A 15,153-nucleotide genomic window follows, 5' to 3' on the forward strand; every position below is an offset into this window, starting at 1 on the left:
CCGGCGGCGACAGCGACCCCGGTGGTATCTCCGATAGCCTTTGGCGAATCAGGCATAGACTCGTCTCCGGAATTTCAAGCCGGGGCCGGGGTTTCAACCGCATCGGGCCGTAGAGCCTGTAGGAGAATGCCATGAGGAAAGCCAAGTATCGGGTCGGCGTGACGCTGTTGGGAACGGTGATGCTCGGTGGGTTGCTGATCGTCACAACCGCGCCGTCACGTGCGGAGGTCGTCAAGCTGCAGGCCGACCTCAAGGGCAGCAATGAAGTGCCTCCGAACGGCTCGTCCGGTTCGGGCAAGGCCGAGGCCGCGTTCGACACCCAGACCAAAGTTCTGACCTATACGATTACGTTTGCCAATCTGACTGGTCCGGCGATGGGCGCCCATTTTCATGGCCCCAGTGATGCGGGCAAGAACGCCGGCATCGCTTTGCCCTTCAAGACGGTCCAAAGTCCTATCCAGGGCAGCGCCACGCTCACGGATGCACAGGCGGCGGACCTGTTGGCCGGCAAATGGTACGCGAACATTCATACGGCCGCGAACCCAGGCGGCGAATTGCGCGGGCAGATGATGAAGTAGGGGGATGTCGCCCTAAAGCGCGATGCGATTAGGATGGATCGTCATCACGCTTTAGGTTGTTGCTTAAGCATGATCTTTCGGAAAACCGCTGCGCACTTTTCCGGATCATGCTTTGGCGCTGACGAATTTGTCAGCGCCGTGGGCCTCAGGCTGGCGGCCGAGGTAAGAAGGCCAGGATCGTCTGGGCGAGGATGACGCCGACGGTGCCTCCTGCCGCCTTCTGCAGCACGTCCAGGAAACCCGGATCACGATCGGGGGTGAGCGTTTGCAGGACTTCCAGTCCCATTGCGACTGCGATGACGAGCGAGCAGGCCAAAGCGAGCCGGCCGGGCAACAGGAAGGCCAGCAGGAAGCCCAACAGGCCATAGGCGCTGAAGCGCTCGATGACGACGATCCAGTAGGCCTCGTGATGCCCCATCAGCGCCGGCCGCCCCGCCAGCCTTGCCAAGGTGGCATAGGCGATGAGGGCAAGGCAGATTCCCGCGGCTGCGATGAGGTGATTTCGACGCATGGCCCACCATAGCGGCTCGAGGGCCATTCCGCTTCGAAAGACGAGAATATCGTTAAAGCGCCTCGTCGTTCTTCCGGGGCAAGGACTGCCCAAAAGCTGGCCGCCATCGCCGGCCGGGAGGCCGTGCAGCGAAGATGGTCAGGCCACCAGGACGCCGCCGGCCGGCGCTGCGGATGCGGAGTGGCGGCGTGAATCGACCAACTCGCTGAATTTCGCATAGGGCAGCGGTGCGGCGACGAGATAGCCCTGTCCTTCCTCGACGCCGGAGGCGATCAGGGCGCGGCGCTGCTCCTCGGTCTCGATTCCTTCTGCTACGACCGTCATGCGGAAGTCCTTGGCCAGCGCGACCAACATCTCGACGATCGTCGTGGTCGATGCATCCACGGTGATGGTGTCGACGAAGAACTTGTCGATCTTGATCGTGTTGGCGCCGAGCCCCTTCAGCCGCGACAGACCGCTGTGACCCACGCCGACGTCGTCGATTGCGACGCGGAAGCCGTGGTCGCGCAATTCGGCCACGACGGTCGCGGCGTGCGCGAGATCGTCGAGCTCGTCGCGTTCGGTGACTTCAACCACGATCTGGCGTGCGGAGATTCTCGCCGCCAGGACCGTGCGACGCAGCGTCTCGACGAAGCCGGCACTCAACAGGTGCTTGGGCACGGCATTCACGGACATCTTGAAGGTCTTGTCCGCCTTCAGCACGCCCTGCAGTTCGGCGAGTGCCGATTTCAGGATCTGCCAGGTCATCACCTGGATGCGCCCGCTGGATTCGGCCAGCGGAATGAAGTTCATCGGCGGCACCACCGAGCCGTCCCGACGAACCCAGCGCGCCAGAATCTCGCAGCCCGTGATCCGGCCGGTCCTGAGGTCGAAGATGGGTTGGTAGTAAGGCTTGAATTCGCCGGCCGCGAGGCCGCGATCGAGATCGGCGACCGGTCCTTCCATCCGGCGGCTGCGCGCCAGCAGGATGCCGAACAGTGCGCCAAGCCCAAGGGCCACCGCGAGCGCCGGCCAATAGGCCTCGCTGTTCCAGCTCGAAAGCACGGCGTGCTCGAGCCGGATCGTGGCGTGAAGCGGGAAGCGCGTGGAATGCCTGTCGAAGCTGATCGGCTCTGACAGGGGCCTGTCGGCGTCGAGCCGGAATTCGCCGAGCTTCTCGCCATTGCTCAAGGCGAGGATCACCTCGCTGTGTGCGCGCAGCTCGGCGGGCATGAGATCGAACAGGCCGGCGTTGATGCCGACGATGGCGACCAGCGCGGAGCTGCGATTGACGTCCCTGAGCACGCCCAATGCGTCGCCGCCGAACTGCTCCACGCGGAATAGCGAGAGCGTCTTGTCGTGCGAGGGCAGCATGTCGCGGCGATCCGCCCATCCCTTGTCGAACTCCAGCGTCTCGGAATAGGCCGAGCAGATCACCGATCCGTCCGGGTTGACGAGACGGACGTCCTTGATCGCCGAGCGCTGATAGACGTGGAGCCGGATGGCTTGCAGCGCTGCCGGTGCGCAGCTGGCAAGATCACGCTTGGCGAGTTCGTCAAGGCTGGCCGCGGCGAAATCGACCGCAAATTCGGAGCGGCGCAGAACGACCTCGGTCAGCTCGCTCAACTGGTGCGCCTGCTGGTGGCGAATGACGCCGTCCGCCGCAAAATGGCCCGCCAGCCCGAACGCCATCGTGCTCGCAATAACGAGCGCCGCAAACGAGAGGTTCGGCCGCTGTAATCTCATCCGGTCCAGGCGGAAATCAGGAGAGGCTTCGTGACTGATCTTGGGAATTGATTTTGGGAATTGATTCTAGCCAGCGGGGGCTAAGATAGGGTTTAACGGGCGGACCGGTCCGGAAGGGCTACCGAGTGGTTGCCTGACTGATGGTCGCGCGGCCCGAGCATTGAAAGTTGAGCAGTATGATCAGGACGTTAAGCCTCCTCCTCCTGTCGTTGGTCGTCGGAATCACCGTGGCTTGGGCGCAGGGAACCAAAGACCAGCCATCGGGCAATCAGCCCACTACCCGCAGCGGCACGGCGACGAATTCCGGTTCGGACAGCATGGGTGGTGCTTTCAAGGGGACGGGGACACCCAACTACGGCACCAGCCCCGGGATGGGTTCCCAGAAGAAGACGCGCAACTAGGTCTGAATAGGCCGGGCGGACTGAAGGCAGGACGGTTGGTCGCGCTCATCGGGGGCGGGCGGAGACGGCCTCTGGATAAGCTCTGCCTGACCTGTCGGTGTGGGGCGCGGCGGGATCACTGGCGACCCGCAGCCGAAGCACCACAAAAGCGATGTTAATCGCCAGCCAAATCAACATTGCGGAAATGGCAAAATGGACCACTGCCAGACCTCACTGCGAAGTCTGGATAACACCCAGTGATTGCGTTGGTTCCGTCCTGCACTGTGAAAAGCTGGACGGATCCTCGACGAACTGTTTCCAAGACTAGCCCTTCTTCCCGGTCTTCGGCTTCAGCGAAAGACCAAGCCGCAATGCCATGCGCTTGATCGCATCAGGCGAGCGTCCGAGAACCTTCGCCGCCTCTTCCAGCGAAGCCGAAGACTTGGCCAGCTCCATGAGCCGGCGGTCTTCTTTGAACGACCAGGGCTTGCGCGCCATAACCGAAATCATCCTCTTGTCGACACAACGACAAAGCCGCCAAGCGACCCATGTTCGCTCGACGGCTTTGCTTGGGTGGGGCCGGGCTTGGGGGAGCCCGGTGCGAAGATGGATATGCGATCGGTGAGACTTCGCAACAAACAACGCGGATTAAGCTAACTGCTCAACCTTACCGCGATGAAATCGACGCGCGACGCTCCGTATAACCACGGTGTTTCGCTGGCGAATCCGATGCGCGCCTTCCGACGGTCGCTTTCAGCCGCGCCGGTCCAACGTTTGAAGCGCCAAATGAACGAGGGTTCATGGTGTCGGCCTGTCGAGTTCTGGTAAAAAGAACTGAGCCCCTTCTCCGCGCTCTGTGCCCTCGCGTGCCGACCAATCTTCAAGCATCACGTTGCACAAACTTCATCTTCGTCTGACAAAAGTTTCAGCGGTGACGATCTTGAAGTCGACACAACGAAAAGATGAAAATGAGCGCGGGAGGAACGTTCCGGCAAACGTGGGAACATTCCAATGTTAGCTGCCTTGGTTTTGATTTCGATTTTCGCCGCGGGCTTTGGTTGCGGCTATGGGGCACGGGCGTGGCGTTCGCGGAAGCGATCGGCACGATATCGTCTTTACGCACCCTATACCCCCGCCTCGATGGAAGCCGGTCGTACCCAGCGGCCATCGTAACCGCGGGACTGCGCGCGTATTGCCCCATGGTCGTGGCGAAGTAGAAATAACCATGTGCGGTTAGGTTAATCTGTCGCCGTCCTTGAGGGCCCAGGAAAGGCAACCTAAGACGGATCAGTTCATTGCGAATTCGAGTCCTCTATTTCCGGAGGGCGCGCGGGCAGGCGTAGATGACGTGGCTGATTGCGTTGCTGGGCGCGACGACTTGCGCTCTTATTTTGATTGCGTTTGTTTGTAGCTATGGCCGGCATCTGAGAGATCTTCCAGGTCCTTGGATCATGAGCGAGGGTCATTCAAATGATTGATCAACGGCAGAACGCGCCGCGCAGATATTTTGTTGACGCGCAAGGGCATCGTGTTCTGATAGGCCTGTCGCTGGAGGAGACGGCGGAATTCGAGGCGCTGGATCTTGCACCGAAGGAAACGGTGCAAATCGTGGCCGAAGCCCGCGCAGGCACGGGAGCGGCCGCGGTTGACGACGTTCGGTGGCTCGAGCTCTATTCCAAGCACGAAGGAGCCTGGCGGGCCTGGATCGCACAAAGCCAGGCGGGGCGGACGCAGGATTTAGGCTTTGTTAACTATGCCTGACCGATGGTAGCAGCTTAGATCTCGAAAATGGGGATGGCCCACATGTTTCAGCTGTTCCTGAGAGCACGCGCGCACAGCCTCCTCGGCTCCCGCCGTGAGGACAAGGGCTTCAAAGCCCGCTCCGCCGAGCGTGATGCGGAGACAGACCGCGCGAGGGTCGACGCCGTTATGGTCGCCATCGACACCGCGCTACGAGATGCGGAGAGGGAGCAGGTCGGCCTTAGTCGACGTGTCGATGACGCGCTGGCGCGAGCATCCGTCACCTTTGGAAACGGCACCGACGAGTACCTCGAGCGGGAGGCGCTCGACAATCATCACCAGGATCTCTTCGCGGCGGACATCTCCAATGGCCAGCGGCGGCTCAAGGAGCTGGCAAGCACCATTGCTCACTTGAAGTTCGTCAAGACCGCAATGCTCACGCGTTTTCCGAATTTCAAGCCGCCGCAGCTCAACAGCTAGTATTGGAGCTCTTGCTGCGCGCGCTCGGCCATCCTTCGAGACGCCCAGGGCAGACCGCGTGACAATTCGGCGCCGCTTTGCCGTTTGGCGCGTCGATCCTTTTTGCTATGGTCCCGGCAAGCATTCACGCTTCGAGGGAGCAGCAAGGTGCCGGTCAGGAATATGCGAAGGTTGGTTGGATTGGCATGCGTGTTGACGTTGGCTGCGCCGGCGACGGCGTCGGCCATCACTGCCGAAGTGGCGCGCGCATGCGAAGCGGCGGTGGCCAAGGCCTTTCCGCCCAGGCAAATCGGCAACCCGGCGGCCGGGAGTGCCAAGGGAACGGCCAAGGATCAGCGCGCATACTTCCAAAAATGCGTCGCGAACAACGGTAAGGTCGACGACGCGCCGGCGGAGGCGGCCAAGGACGGCAAGCCTAGTAAGTAGCGGCCGTCGATCTAACGCGGCGGCGGGCAGGGAGAATAGAACGCGCCGTTCGCCGCGTTGATGCGTTCGACGCATTGGTTGGGATCGGTGATCGTCCCGGCCACGGTGAAATCGTAGCCGATGCCTTTGACGACGACGATGTAGCGGCCCGGCGAAAGCGTGAAGCCGTCCTGCTCCGGTTGCAGCAACAGCATCCCCTGCTGATCCTCGACCGGCCCCACTTTGTAGGGGTAGGACATGCTGCGAATGACCCAGGAATCGCCCGCGCTGACTATGGCGGCCTTGCCGGAGGCATCGACGCCCATTGACCGGGACACCTTCGCGACGACTCGAACCTCGGTCACGCTTGCCTCAATGCTTCCGTCCGGCCTGAACACGATGAAGTTGACATCTCCGCTTGTCAGGGTCGTTGCACTCGGCGTGTTGATGGCCGCCGAGATCGCAACGCGGCGGTCTGGAATCTTCCCGGGGACCGGCTTCAGTTCCTGGAGTTGCCCCTCGTTCAGCGCGTAGACGCCGAAGGTCGTCGGCAAAGGCATGGAGGGGTGTGCAGGTGGCGCCGGCTCCTTTGCGCTGTCGGGCGATCGTTCGACACTCGCGCTCTCCGACGGGGGCGGGGCGGTGGCCGGCCGGGGCTCGGGGTTGCCCGGCGCGCGCTCGGATGGCAGCACCAATTGTGACAGTGCGGCCACGTGCGTCCTCAAACGCGGCCAATAGATCACCGCGCTGCTGGCGCTGGCCATGAGCAGGAGAATGCCGGCCAGTCGAACCAGGAAAGTGAAGGCGCCGCTCCGCTTGGGCCGATCCGGCGATCGCGGCGAAGCCACGGGACGGCGCGCGGCTTCCGCGTCCTTCGCAGCAGGCGGCGAAGCGGAAACGGGTAACGATATCGGAATAGGCGGGGGAGCGGGGGTCTGGACGGACGGGGGAACCGGAGCTGCGGTTGCCGCAATTTTTTGCGGCTCAGACGCGGCGCTACGCTCGAAGGAACGCTCGACCTCCTTGATGGCACGTTCGAGGACTTGCTGAAACTCGCGCGATTCCCGCGCGTCGGCATGCGTAAATTGCTCCAGAAGCTTGACGCGCGCCAGCTCATAGACAATCTCCCGCATCTGCCGGGGATCGTCGGATACGGCGCGGATGCGGCTCGACAGGAGACGGATAAACCCGGCTGTGATCTGTTGCGCCGAGGGAGCGTTGGCTGCAGTTTCACCGGAGTCGGTCATCAAGGCCGATCAAGTAGCCCGGATAGGGCTATTTCGCTAGGTCTTTCCGCTTCAAACGTCTCGAGTTGAGCCGGTTTGGCTTCGATTGGCGGGTCCGCAAAGGCCTCGCGCGTTGTTCGAAGGTGCTTGCTTTTGGGCGAGAACCTGTGACATTTCGCCAAGCTCCTCTCCTTTTTGGTGTTCGACCATGCGCGGCGTTCTAGCAGTCCTCACGGTTTTGACCTTCGTGGTTTCGCCTGCCGTTGCGCAAGGGACCAAGGATCAGGCCAACACCACGAGCTCGAGCATCATCACGACCCCCACGAAAAAGGCGCAGACCAATCAGGCTGCCTCGCGGCCGACCGCCGTTCGGAACCTTTCAGGCAGGCTGCCTGCTGGAAAGTCGGCCCAGGGTGTCTGGCGAGCCGGCCAGCTGGTTGCCGTCCCCCGCTAAGGTTCACCCAACGAACCGTGAAGGAACGGTGATCGCCTCCCTGACGTTCATGCTCGGGAGATATCGTATGAAACGACCAGTTCTGATCGCCATTGCGTTGCTTGTGCCCGCCGCTGCCTGGGCCCAGGGCGTCAACGACCCTTCGACGCCCAACCGCAACGTGACCATTGTCAATCCGTCGCAGCCCGCGCCGCCCAACGCGACGCGTAACATCCCGAGCCGGATCGAGCCCCCCGTGACGAGGGGCGGCGGATACGCCCGACCCTATCACGGGAATAGAACCCGGGGCAGTGGCTCGAGCCGCCGTTAGTCGCGCTGAACACCGCCAAGACGCAGGGCCGGCTATTGCGGATTGACCTCGACCTCCAGTGTCGATGTCCCCGCAACCTGACGGTTCTTGCCCGAGATCAGCAGCGTGAACTTGTCGCTGCCGGGCGCCCCGGCTTCTGCCGAATAGCGGAAGCCGGACCCAACCACCGCCAATTGTCCCCGTGATGGCCCGCTCACGACCGATACCTTGAAGATCTGCATGTACGACCAGCGCAGGCCCTGGATGCACTCCGCGCCAGGCGCGATCGACATCGTCCATTTCACCGTATCGTGCGACAACGCGAACGGCGTCCGTTCCTTGATGCAGATGGGGCTCGCCTGCGCCGCGAGGCCAGACATGGCGGACGCCGCGAGGACAACACCTGACAGCAATACCGGCCTTGTACGCATTCTCGGCAACTCCACCAGCTTATGCCGAAATCTAACGGCGACGATTTAACGTGGTCTTGGAACGCAGCTGTTTGCCTTTGAGTCGCTCATCACACGTGGATCTCGGAAAGCGCGATCATCCGGTCGGCTCTCTCCAGATCCTGCCATCCTACCTCTGTTTTGCCCGACGGATCAAATCGGATTTCGGGAAAGGCGTAACTGATTGAAATGGTTGGCGCCGGCTACTGTGCATGGGGTTGTTTTCGACTTTTGATGGGACGGCGCAGCGTTCCTAAAATCTTGCAATTGGCAGCCGCATGAGCTGAAGTTGAGGGGGCCGCTGGATGCTGCTCGGCCCGCTTGGGAGTCATCGGAGTGCGATACATTCGCCGCAAGTCCACATCGGATCGCTGGATATCCGGGCGCGCGCCGGTTCAGGCGGCCGTGGCTGCCGCTGTCGGATTCGCCCTCTCTGCCTACCCGCTCTCATGTCGTGCTCAGACTGAGCCGGAGCCATCCATCAACGACTATCTTCCACCAAGCGAGCCGGAAGTGACGCGCGACGAATGGCGGCAGCGGATCGAGGACGCACGGCGCCGAGCCAAGGAAGCTTCGCGCGAGCGGCGGGAGCATCCCGAGCTCTACAAGCCGATTCCGGAAGATCCGGACCTTGTCGCGACCGAACGCCTTCTCCGCGACGATAGCCTGCAGCGAGGCGATATCGTCACGACCAAGAAGGGCATGTTCGTCTATCAGGGGCGATCCGACCAACCGCGCCGCGATCAGGACTTCGTGCCGGTCAACCCGAAATCGGTGCGCTGAAATTCAGTACCGCCGCAAGATCTCGTTGAATTTGGGATCGGTCACTTTCGTGGTGTCGAGCAGCAGCGCCTTGCCTTGCGGAGTTGCCTGCACATAGGCCGCGATCAGCAGCGGCTCGTAACGCGAGCGATTGGCAAGCGCTGCGCGGATGTCGGATTGCGCCAGCAGCTTGATCTCCTCGTCCGTTGCAGCCGCGCCCGAGGTCACGGTCCGGACGCGAGCGAAGGCGACGTCGATCGGCACCGATCCGGTCAAGTAGGACATCTTCACAGCCGGCGTCGCCGCTTCGCCAGCTTGCGCCTGCAGCGTGCCGAGCGTGAGCCAGAGCGCGGGCCTGATTGGTGATACTTTCAAGGCAGCGACGACGGCGCTTTGGGCGGCCTTGTTCTCGCTGGCCCGCCCGGCCGCATCGGTTGAAGGACGGTGAAGAACGTCAGCGGCCAGTGCCGCCGCGTAGTTCGCGAGCAGGTCCCCATCCAGCGAAACCGATGCCAAGACACCGCCGGCGGCCAGCTTGGCCTTCTCGGGCGGAATCTCGCCCGAGAACAAATCACTCGCGCGAAAGTTCGGTCGGACGAGATCGCCGTAGAATTCCATGCCGGCATGAAGCGCCAGCACGATCGCGGTGCAGATGCCGATGACGCGAAGCAGGAACATGCGGTTCATGGTGAAATCGATGAGGCCTGTGAGGGCGAAGCGAGCACGGGATTGAAACGAGAGCAGGGCTCTTAAATTGCGAGCAGACTATCACCTTGGATCGTCAGCAGCGTCAAGTTTCCGGTCGCATAGGCGCCGGTGTCGATGTTGATGCGGTTCGGGCGAATATCGGGCACGCTGACCGGCGTGTGACCGTGGACGATATATTTGCCGAAGCGCTCCTCGGACGCCAGGAATTCCTCGCGGATCCAGAGCAGGTCCTCATCCTTCTGGCGCTCGAGCGGGACGCCAGGCTTGACGCCGGCATGGACGAAGAAGAAGTCGCCGCAGGTGAAGGACGAGGGCAATTGCTGCAGGAACGCCAGGTGCTCGGGCGGTAGTGCGCGCCTCAGTCCTTCGATCAGTTCGACCTGCTGCTCCGCGGACGGATTCATGGTCGGCGTGATGCCGTAGGAGACCAGCGTCAGCAGGCCGCCATAGTGGCGCCACTCCTGCAGGCGGGCCGGATCCTTGAGGACCTCGAGCAGGAAGATTTCGTGGTTGCCCTTGAGGCAAACCGTCTCGTGTGTTTTCGAGCGTTCGATCAACAGATCAAGAACGGCGCGCGAGTCCGGGCCGCGGTCGACGTAGTCGCCGAGAAAGACCTGGATGGCCCGTTCGGGGGCCGAGCGGGCCAGATCGACGTCGATGACGGTTAACAGCGATTGAAGCAAATCGGCGCGGCCGTGCACGTCGCCGATGGCATAGACGCGCACGCCGTCGGGAAGCCGAGGCTTGGTCTTCTTTCGAAAGCGTGAGGAAAGGCCCATCAGGTCGGTCGAATCGCTTCCAGCGTCACGAGCGGAACGTCGCGATGGCTCTTAGCAGAACAAGTCACACATCGGTATTCTTAATTGTTTCCGACCAAGGCGCCCGCATTTTGATTAAAGGATCGCGCGGCTTTTGAGCCGTATTTCAAGACGTCCCGCGTAGCGTCTCCCCAACAAGAACGGGGAGCGCGACATGCGCAAAGTTGTAAAGTTCCTGGCGGCCGTGGCCGCCATCGTCGTTGCTGCGGGGGTGCAGCAGCGCGCTCAAGCCGCATTCGTCGGTGCGCCTTTGGCGCTGCGCGGGGCCATCCAGTACATCAAGTTCGACCAGCCGACGCTGGCGCCGATGGCGTTCACGCTGTTTTGCCTGAAGTACAAGGACGAGTGCAAGCCGCGGCCGCAGCACATCGTGTTCAGGGGTGGGCGCCTGAAGCTTACGGCGGAGCGGCTGGCGCAGATGCAAGAGGTCAACCAGAAGGTCAATACCGCCATCCGTCCCGAGGCCAATCTGGAAGGGCTGCGCGGCGAGAAATGGCTGCTGCATCCGACCAGCGGCGACTGCAACGATTACGCTGTGACAAAACGCCACGAACTGATCGCCAAGGGCTTTCCGGCGCGCTCGGTGCTGCTCAGCGAGGTCGTGACCACCTGGGGCGAGCATCATCTCGTGGTCGTGGTTCGCACCTTCGCCGGCGATCTCGTGCTGGACAATCTCTCCGGCCACATTCTGCCGTGGTCGAAGAAGCCCTATCGCTGGGTCCGCATTCAGTCGCCCAAGAACCCGAACTATTGGGCCTCACTCGGCGATCGCGCGGTCTGATCACCCGCGCTCTATCGTGATCCGGATTGGCTGACGCTCTGCGACAGCCCCAGTCCCACGATCACTGCAAGGCACAGGATGGCCGCCGGGCGCAGCAGCCCGGGACCGGCCAAGCTCTGAACCAGCGCAAACAAAACACAGGCCGCGGCGGCCGCAGGGAAGAACGAGTCGCGTCCGCGCTGCAAGGCGCCGAAGAACAGGCGCACCAGCGCGATCAGACTCACCGCCAGCGCGGCAGCCTGGCCAATCCATCCCATGCCGGCAAAGACCGCCGTGGCTGTCGACGGCGCCGTCAAAGCGGCTCCGACGTCGCTCTGATAGATACGGCCCACCGCAGCAAAGGTCCCGGCGCCCGCGCCGAACCAGCGCGTGTCGGTCAACATGCGCTCCAATGCGGCCCGCGTTTCGGCCCCCATATCCTGGACGAGCCGCAGCAGGACCGGTCCGGAGCCCTTTTCGAACAGGAACGACAGCACGATCGCCCCGCCGATCAAGGCGGCGGCCGACAAGGCGCCCGCGGCCAATGGCGATAGATCGAGCCTGCGAATGACGAGGATCAGCAGGATCAGCACAATGCCAAAGCTTGCTGCGATCGCGCTGTTCGTGCCCGACAGGCCGAACACCGCAAGCGCGCTTGTCAGCGCGCCCACAAGACCGCAAAGGCCGATCGCCACCGAGCGAAGGACCGAGTGATGCGTCTCGGCCCGTTCGGCCGCAAGCTGCATCACCGCCAGATTGAGCATGAGACCGAGGCCGGCCAAAGTCGTCGTGAAATCCGAGGGCGCGGCCCCCGCAAGCGCCGGCGACAGCCGATGCAGGTCCAACATCAAGGCGGAGACCGCAGTTACGCCGCTCAGCACAAAGAGAACCAGCTCCGCACGGCTGCGGTTGCGGACCACCAGGATGGTGACGCCGAGCAACGAGATCGCCGCAAGCGCCAGCAGCAGCGCGCTGACGGTCAGGCCGATATCGGCCGTGATCGGTCCGAACGGCAGGCCACCTAGGGCATCGTGCGTGCTGGCCCAGATCGGATGGGCAAAGCTCAGTGGAAGAGGGGTGAGTTGGGCCGCGATGAACAGCGGAATGGCGATCGGGATCCAGCGGCCCCAGGAGGTCGCGCGGACATAGTGGTCGTAATCAGCTTTTCGCGCGCTCGCGGTGGCCGCCAACAAGCTTAGCGCGGCGGCCATCGTCCCGAGCTGCGCACCGAACTTGGCGCCGGCGATTTCGAGAGCGGAAGCGGAGACGATGGAAACGATGAGGGCAAAATAAGCGAGGGACAAACGGCGCGCTCGAAGGGAATCCTGAAACGGTCAGGTCACCATACAAGCGAGCGGGTGGTTTTCAAACAGAGGCCTGCCTCGGTCCAACGCTTAAACCTTAAACCGTGAACCTTGGGCCATTTGCGCGCGGGCTCGTCGCGGCGTTGATCGGCGAGATCAGCGGGTGGCCTTGATCGGACGGCCGAAGACGCGGGCGGCACGTGCGGCGGCAAGGCCAAAGCGCGCCGCCGAGCCGAAGAGATAGCCGCCCTGAAGGGCGATGGCCGCGAGTGCCACGCCTTTGAGGCTCTCGAGCAACGTGAGATCGAGCATCAAGCCGACCGGGACGGCGGTGAGCACCATGACGAAGGTCAACGGCAGCAGGACCAAGACGCGAAAGCGTTGGCCCAGTACGGCACCTACGAGAAAGCTGAAAATCAAAAGCGCGGTCATCCGAAACACTCTCCGTGCTTCGGACCCTAGGTTCCCCACCCTAAAAAGACCCTTAAGCTGTATGGCTAAATTTGGCCTATTGGCTGCAATTTGCCAGCAGCGAATGATAGGCCTCCCGCAAGCCGTTCAGGGCCACCACGCCCTTGATCTCGCTGTCGCTTTCCCTGACCACCACCGACAGCGAGGCCGTCGTCTGCCACTTGCCGGCGGCAAAGGCCGAAACCTCGTCGGGCAGCAGCACCGCGGCGCCTGCGGCCGCCATGCTGGCGTTAAAGGTCAGGGTACCGCCGCCGCTCGCGGCGATGGTGACCTTGGGGTGGCTCCGCGGCGGGAAGGGCCGGATCAGGGCCACCAGCACGTCGATCTTGCCCTTTGGCGCACAGCGGACGATGAGGCCGGCAAAGTCCGCGTCGGATTGGGTGGTATCCGCGGTCTTCGTGATGGCCGCGAAGCTTTCGCCATCCTTGCCCCCTTGCGTGCGGCTGAACTTCCAGACGGAGGAGGGGGCGGGGGCGGCCACCTCGACAATGGGTGCGCCCTGGCACGACGACCGCGCGCTGCCAGCGCAGGAGGTAGCAGAGCCCCAGGGGCGATCAGCCGCGCCAAGGAGGGAGCCTGCCAACAGCGGGACAAGAAGGAGGCCAGACAATGGGAGTTCCTATCCTTAACGGCCCGGACTTAGCAGAGCGGCGAGAGGTCAAGAAGCCTCGCGCTCGACACACGGAGCCCTTGAGTTGGGCGGTTTGCTCGCCGACCGGGCACACGAAATACAACAAATGGTCACAAAGGGTTAAACCAAGCCCCAAAGAGTGGCCCGCACGCAACAGTAGCCGACCGATCGCTCCATTAACCACCGGGAACCCTTGTCGCACCACCCCCTAGGCCGTACCAATCAGGGCTAATTGGGGTCTCTTGGGGCGCGCGATTCATGCATTCCTTTGCCAAGTCTTATTTATTCAAGCCAGCGCTCCTGATGGCCGCTTTGGCGCTCGGAGCGTGCTCGACCAATCCCGGCTCGGGTCCGCTGACGGACGACGTCAACAACAAGATTCAGACTGAAAACGCTCCCGCTTACGAGCTGGTGCCGCTCAATCCGGCCACGGTGAAGATCCTGCACACCCATGAGCCCAAGGGGCTCGCGGGGGCGTTCACGGACAAGCGGCCGCCGGCCAGCATCGTATTCGGCATCGGCGACGTCGTCAGCGTCACCATCTTCGAAGCCGCGGCAGGCGGTCTGTTCATTCCGGCGGAAGCCGGCGTCCGCCCGGGCAACTATGTGACGATCCCGGATCAGTCGGTCGACAATGACGGCTTCATCACGGTGCCCTATGCCGGCCAGATCAAGGCCGCGGGGCTTACGGCGGTGCAAATCCAGCGCGCGATCATCGACAAGATCGGCAACCGCGCCATCGAGCCGCAGGCGGTCGTCGCGATGTCCTCGCAGCGCACCCAGCTCATCAGCGTGCTCGGCGAAGTCAATTCGCCGGCGCGTTATCCCGCGAGCGCGGCGGGCGCAAAGGACAAGGTGCTCGATGCGATCACCCGCGCCGGCGGTATCAAGGGCCAGGGCTTCGAGACCTGGGTCATGCTGGAGCGTGGCGGACGGCGGGCCACCGTGCCGTTCGAAAATCTCGTGATGGCGCCCGAGAACAACGTCTATGTTCGCCCCGACGACAGCATCTACGTCTATCGCGAGCAGCAGAAGTTCCTGGCGTTCGGCGCCAGCGGCCAGAGTGGCGAGTTCAACTTCGATGCCTGGCGCATCAACCTCGGCGAAGCCATGGGCAAGGCTGGCGGTCTTCTCGATGGCCAAGCCGATCCGGCCGCCGTGTACATGTATCGCCGCGAGCCGCGCGAGGTTGCGGCCCAGCTCGGTATCGACGTGAGCAAGTACACTTCCGAGACCGTTCCGGTCATCTTCAACGTGAACCTCCGCGATCCCGGCGGCTTCTTCCTTACCACCAAGGTCATGATGAAGAACGGCGACGTGATCTACGTCTCGAACTCCCGCAACGTCGAAGTTACGAAATTCCTGCAGTTCCTGCGCGTGATCATGGCCACCGGCTCGGATGCGGTGAATCTCTCCAACGACGCCCTGATCTTCCGCAACAACGTCAAGCTGGCGCCGTAAG

At 62.7% G+C, this 15,153-nt stretch carries 17 protein-coding genes; 7 read left to right on the forward strand and 10 right to left on the reverse strand.

Annotated features, from left to right (window positions below; genetic code table 11):
- Positions 1-131: 131 nt before the first annotated feature.
- Positions 132-578, forward strand: a complete 447-nt coding sequence (locus tag XI03_RS33825) for a CHRD domain-containing protein (RefSeq protein ID WP_038949582.1) — start codon at positions 132-134, stop codon at positions 576-578.
- Between the two features lie 145 nt (positions 579-723).
- Here the strand turns inward: XI03_RS33825 and XI03_RS33830 are convergent, their stop codons facing one another.
- The 3 genes from XI03_RS33830 to XI03_RS33840 form a co-directional block, all read right to left on the reverse strand.
- Positions 724-1,089, reverse strand: a complete 366-nt coding sequence (locus XI03_RS33830; RefSeq protein WP_018317055.1) for an antibiotic resistance protein VanZ — start codon at positions 1,087-1,089, stop codon at positions 724-726.
- A 138-nt stretch (positions 1,090-1,227) separates the two neighbouring features.
- Positions 1,228-2,814: an EAL domain-containing protein gene (locus XI03_RS33835; protein WP_271594524.1), complete on the reverse strand. Its 1,587-nt coding sequence runs from the start codon at positions 2,812-2,814 to the stop codon at positions 1,228-1,230.
- A 704-nt stretch (positions 2,815-3,518) separates the two neighbouring features.
- On the reverse strand, positions 3,519-3,704 hold the full coding sequence (locus tag XI03_RS33840; protein WP_129590830.1) for a hypothetical protein: 186 nt from the start codon (positions 3,702-3,704) through the stop codon (positions 3,519-3,521).
- Between the two features lie 960 nt (positions 3,705-4,664).
- Between XI03_RS33840 and XI03_RS33845 the strand changes: the two genes are divergently transcribed.
- The 3 genes from XI03_RS33845 to XI03_RS33855 all read left to right on the forward strand — a co-directional run bounded on the left by XI03_RS33845 (position 4,665) and on the right by XI03_RS33855 (position 5,840).
- Complete coding sequence (locus tag XI03_RS33845) at positions 4,665-4,955, forward strand: hypothetical protein (RefSeq protein WP_028142313.1); 291 nt, start codon at positions 4,665-4,667, stop codon at positions 4,953-4,955.
- A gap of 42 nt (positions 4,956-4,997) precedes the next feature.
- Entirely contained in the window at positions 4,998-5,414 is a 417-nt protein-coding gene (locus XI03_RS33850; protein ID WP_271594525.1) for a hypothetical protein, read from the forward strand.
- 189 nt (positions 5,415-5,603) lie between these two features.
- Positions 5,604-5,840 carry a hypothetical protein gene (locus XI03_RS33855; RefSeq protein ID WP_245323214.1) on the forward strand — a complete coding sequence of 79 codons (237 nt, stop codon included), beginning with the start codon at positions 5,604-5,606 and terminating at the stop codon, positions 5,838-5,840.
- Between the two features lie 11 nt (positions 5,841-5,851).
- Here XI03_RS33855 and XI03_RS33860 read toward each other — a convergent pair whose 3' ends face one another.
- Together XI03_RS33860 and XI03_RS33865 are read right to left on the reverse strand one after the other, a co-directional pair.
- Positions 5,852-7,066: a hypothetical protein gene (locus XI03_RS33860; RefSeq protein WP_271594526.1), complete on the reverse strand. Its 1,215-nt coding sequence runs from the start codon at positions 7,064-7,066 to the stop codon at positions 5,852-5,854.
- Positions 7,067-7,841: 775 nt separating this feature from the next.
- Complete coding sequence (locus tag XI03_RS33865; protein WP_244625840.1) at positions 7,842-8,168, reverse strand: Ig-like domain-containing protein; 327 nt, start codon at positions 8,166-8,168, stop codon at positions 7,842-7,844.
- A 405-nt stretch (positions 8,169-8,573) separates the two neighbouring features.
- Between XI03_RS33865 and XI03_RS33870 the strand changes: the two genes are divergently transcribed.
- On the forward strand, positions 8,574-9,020 hold the full coding sequence (locus XI03_RS33870) for a hypothetical protein (protein WP_244439147.1): 447 nt from the start codon (positions 8,574-8,576) through the stop codon (positions 9,018-9,020).
- Between the two features lie 3 nt (positions 9,021-9,023).
- On the opposite strand, the gene XI03_RS33875 is transcribed toward XI03_RS33870, so the two are convergent.
- Both XI03_RS33875 and XI03_RS33880 read right to left on the reverse strand, forming a co-directional pair.
- Positions 9,024-9,686, reverse strand: coding sequence for a hypothetical protein (locus tag XI03_RS33875; protein ID WP_038973343.1), 663 nt, complete (start codon positions 9,684-9,686; stop codon positions 9,024-9,026).
- A 62-nt stretch (positions 9,687-9,748) separates the two neighbouring features.
- Positions 9,749-10,486, reverse strand: coding sequence for a metallophosphoesterase family protein (locus XI03_RS33880; RefSeq protein ID WP_028142321.1), 738 nt, complete (start codon positions 10,484-10,486; stop codon positions 9,749-9,751).
- Between the two features lie 193 nt (positions 10,487-10,679).
- Here XI03_RS33880 and XI03_RS33885 point away from each other — a divergent pair, with 193 nt between their 5' ends.
- Entirely contained in the window at positions 10,680-11,306 is a 627-nt protein-coding gene (locus XI03_RS33885) for a transglutaminase-like cysteine peptidase (RefSeq protein ID WP_271594527.1), read from the forward strand.
- Between the two features lie 11 nt (positions 11,307-11,317).
- Here the strand turns inward: XI03_RS33885 and XI03_RS33890 are convergent, their stop codons facing one another.
- The 3 genes from XI03_RS33890 to XI03_RS33900 form a co-directional block, all read right to left on the reverse strand.
- On the reverse strand, positions 11,318-12,589 hold the full coding sequence (locus tag XI03_RS33890) for a hypothetical protein (RefSeq protein ID WP_271594528.1): 1,272 nt from the start codon (positions 12,587-12,589) through the stop codon (positions 11,318-11,320).
- 156 nt (positions 12,590-12,745) lie between these two features.
- Positions 12,746-13,021, reverse strand: coding sequence for a hypothetical protein (locus XI03_RS33895; RefSeq protein ID WP_038949593.1), 276 nt, complete (start codon positions 13,019-13,021; stop codon positions 12,746-12,748).
- 76 nt (positions 13,022-13,097) lie between these two features.
- Complete coding sequence (locus XI03_RS33900) at positions 13,098-13,541, reverse strand: hypothetical protein (protein WP_271594529.1); 444 nt, start codon at positions 13,539-13,541, stop codon at positions 13,098-13,100.
- A 408-nt stretch (positions 13,542-13,949) separates the two neighbouring features.
- On the opposite strand from XI03_RS33900, the gene XI03_RS33905 reads away from it, so the two are divergent.
- Positions 13,950-15,152, forward strand: coding sequence for a polysaccharide biosynthesis/export family protein (locus XI03_RS33905; protein ID WP_028142326.1), 1,203 nt, complete (start codon positions 13,950-13,952; stop codon positions 15,150-15,152).
- The last annotated feature ends 1 nt before the right edge of the window (position 15,153 follow it).

The sequence above is a fragment of the Bradyrhizobium sp. CCBAU 65884 genome, from assembly GCF_028128835.1.
Taxonomy (GTDB): Bacteria; Pseudomonadota; Alphaproteobacteria; order Rhizobiales; family Xanthobacteraceae; genus Bradyrhizobium; species Bradyrhizobium ottawaense.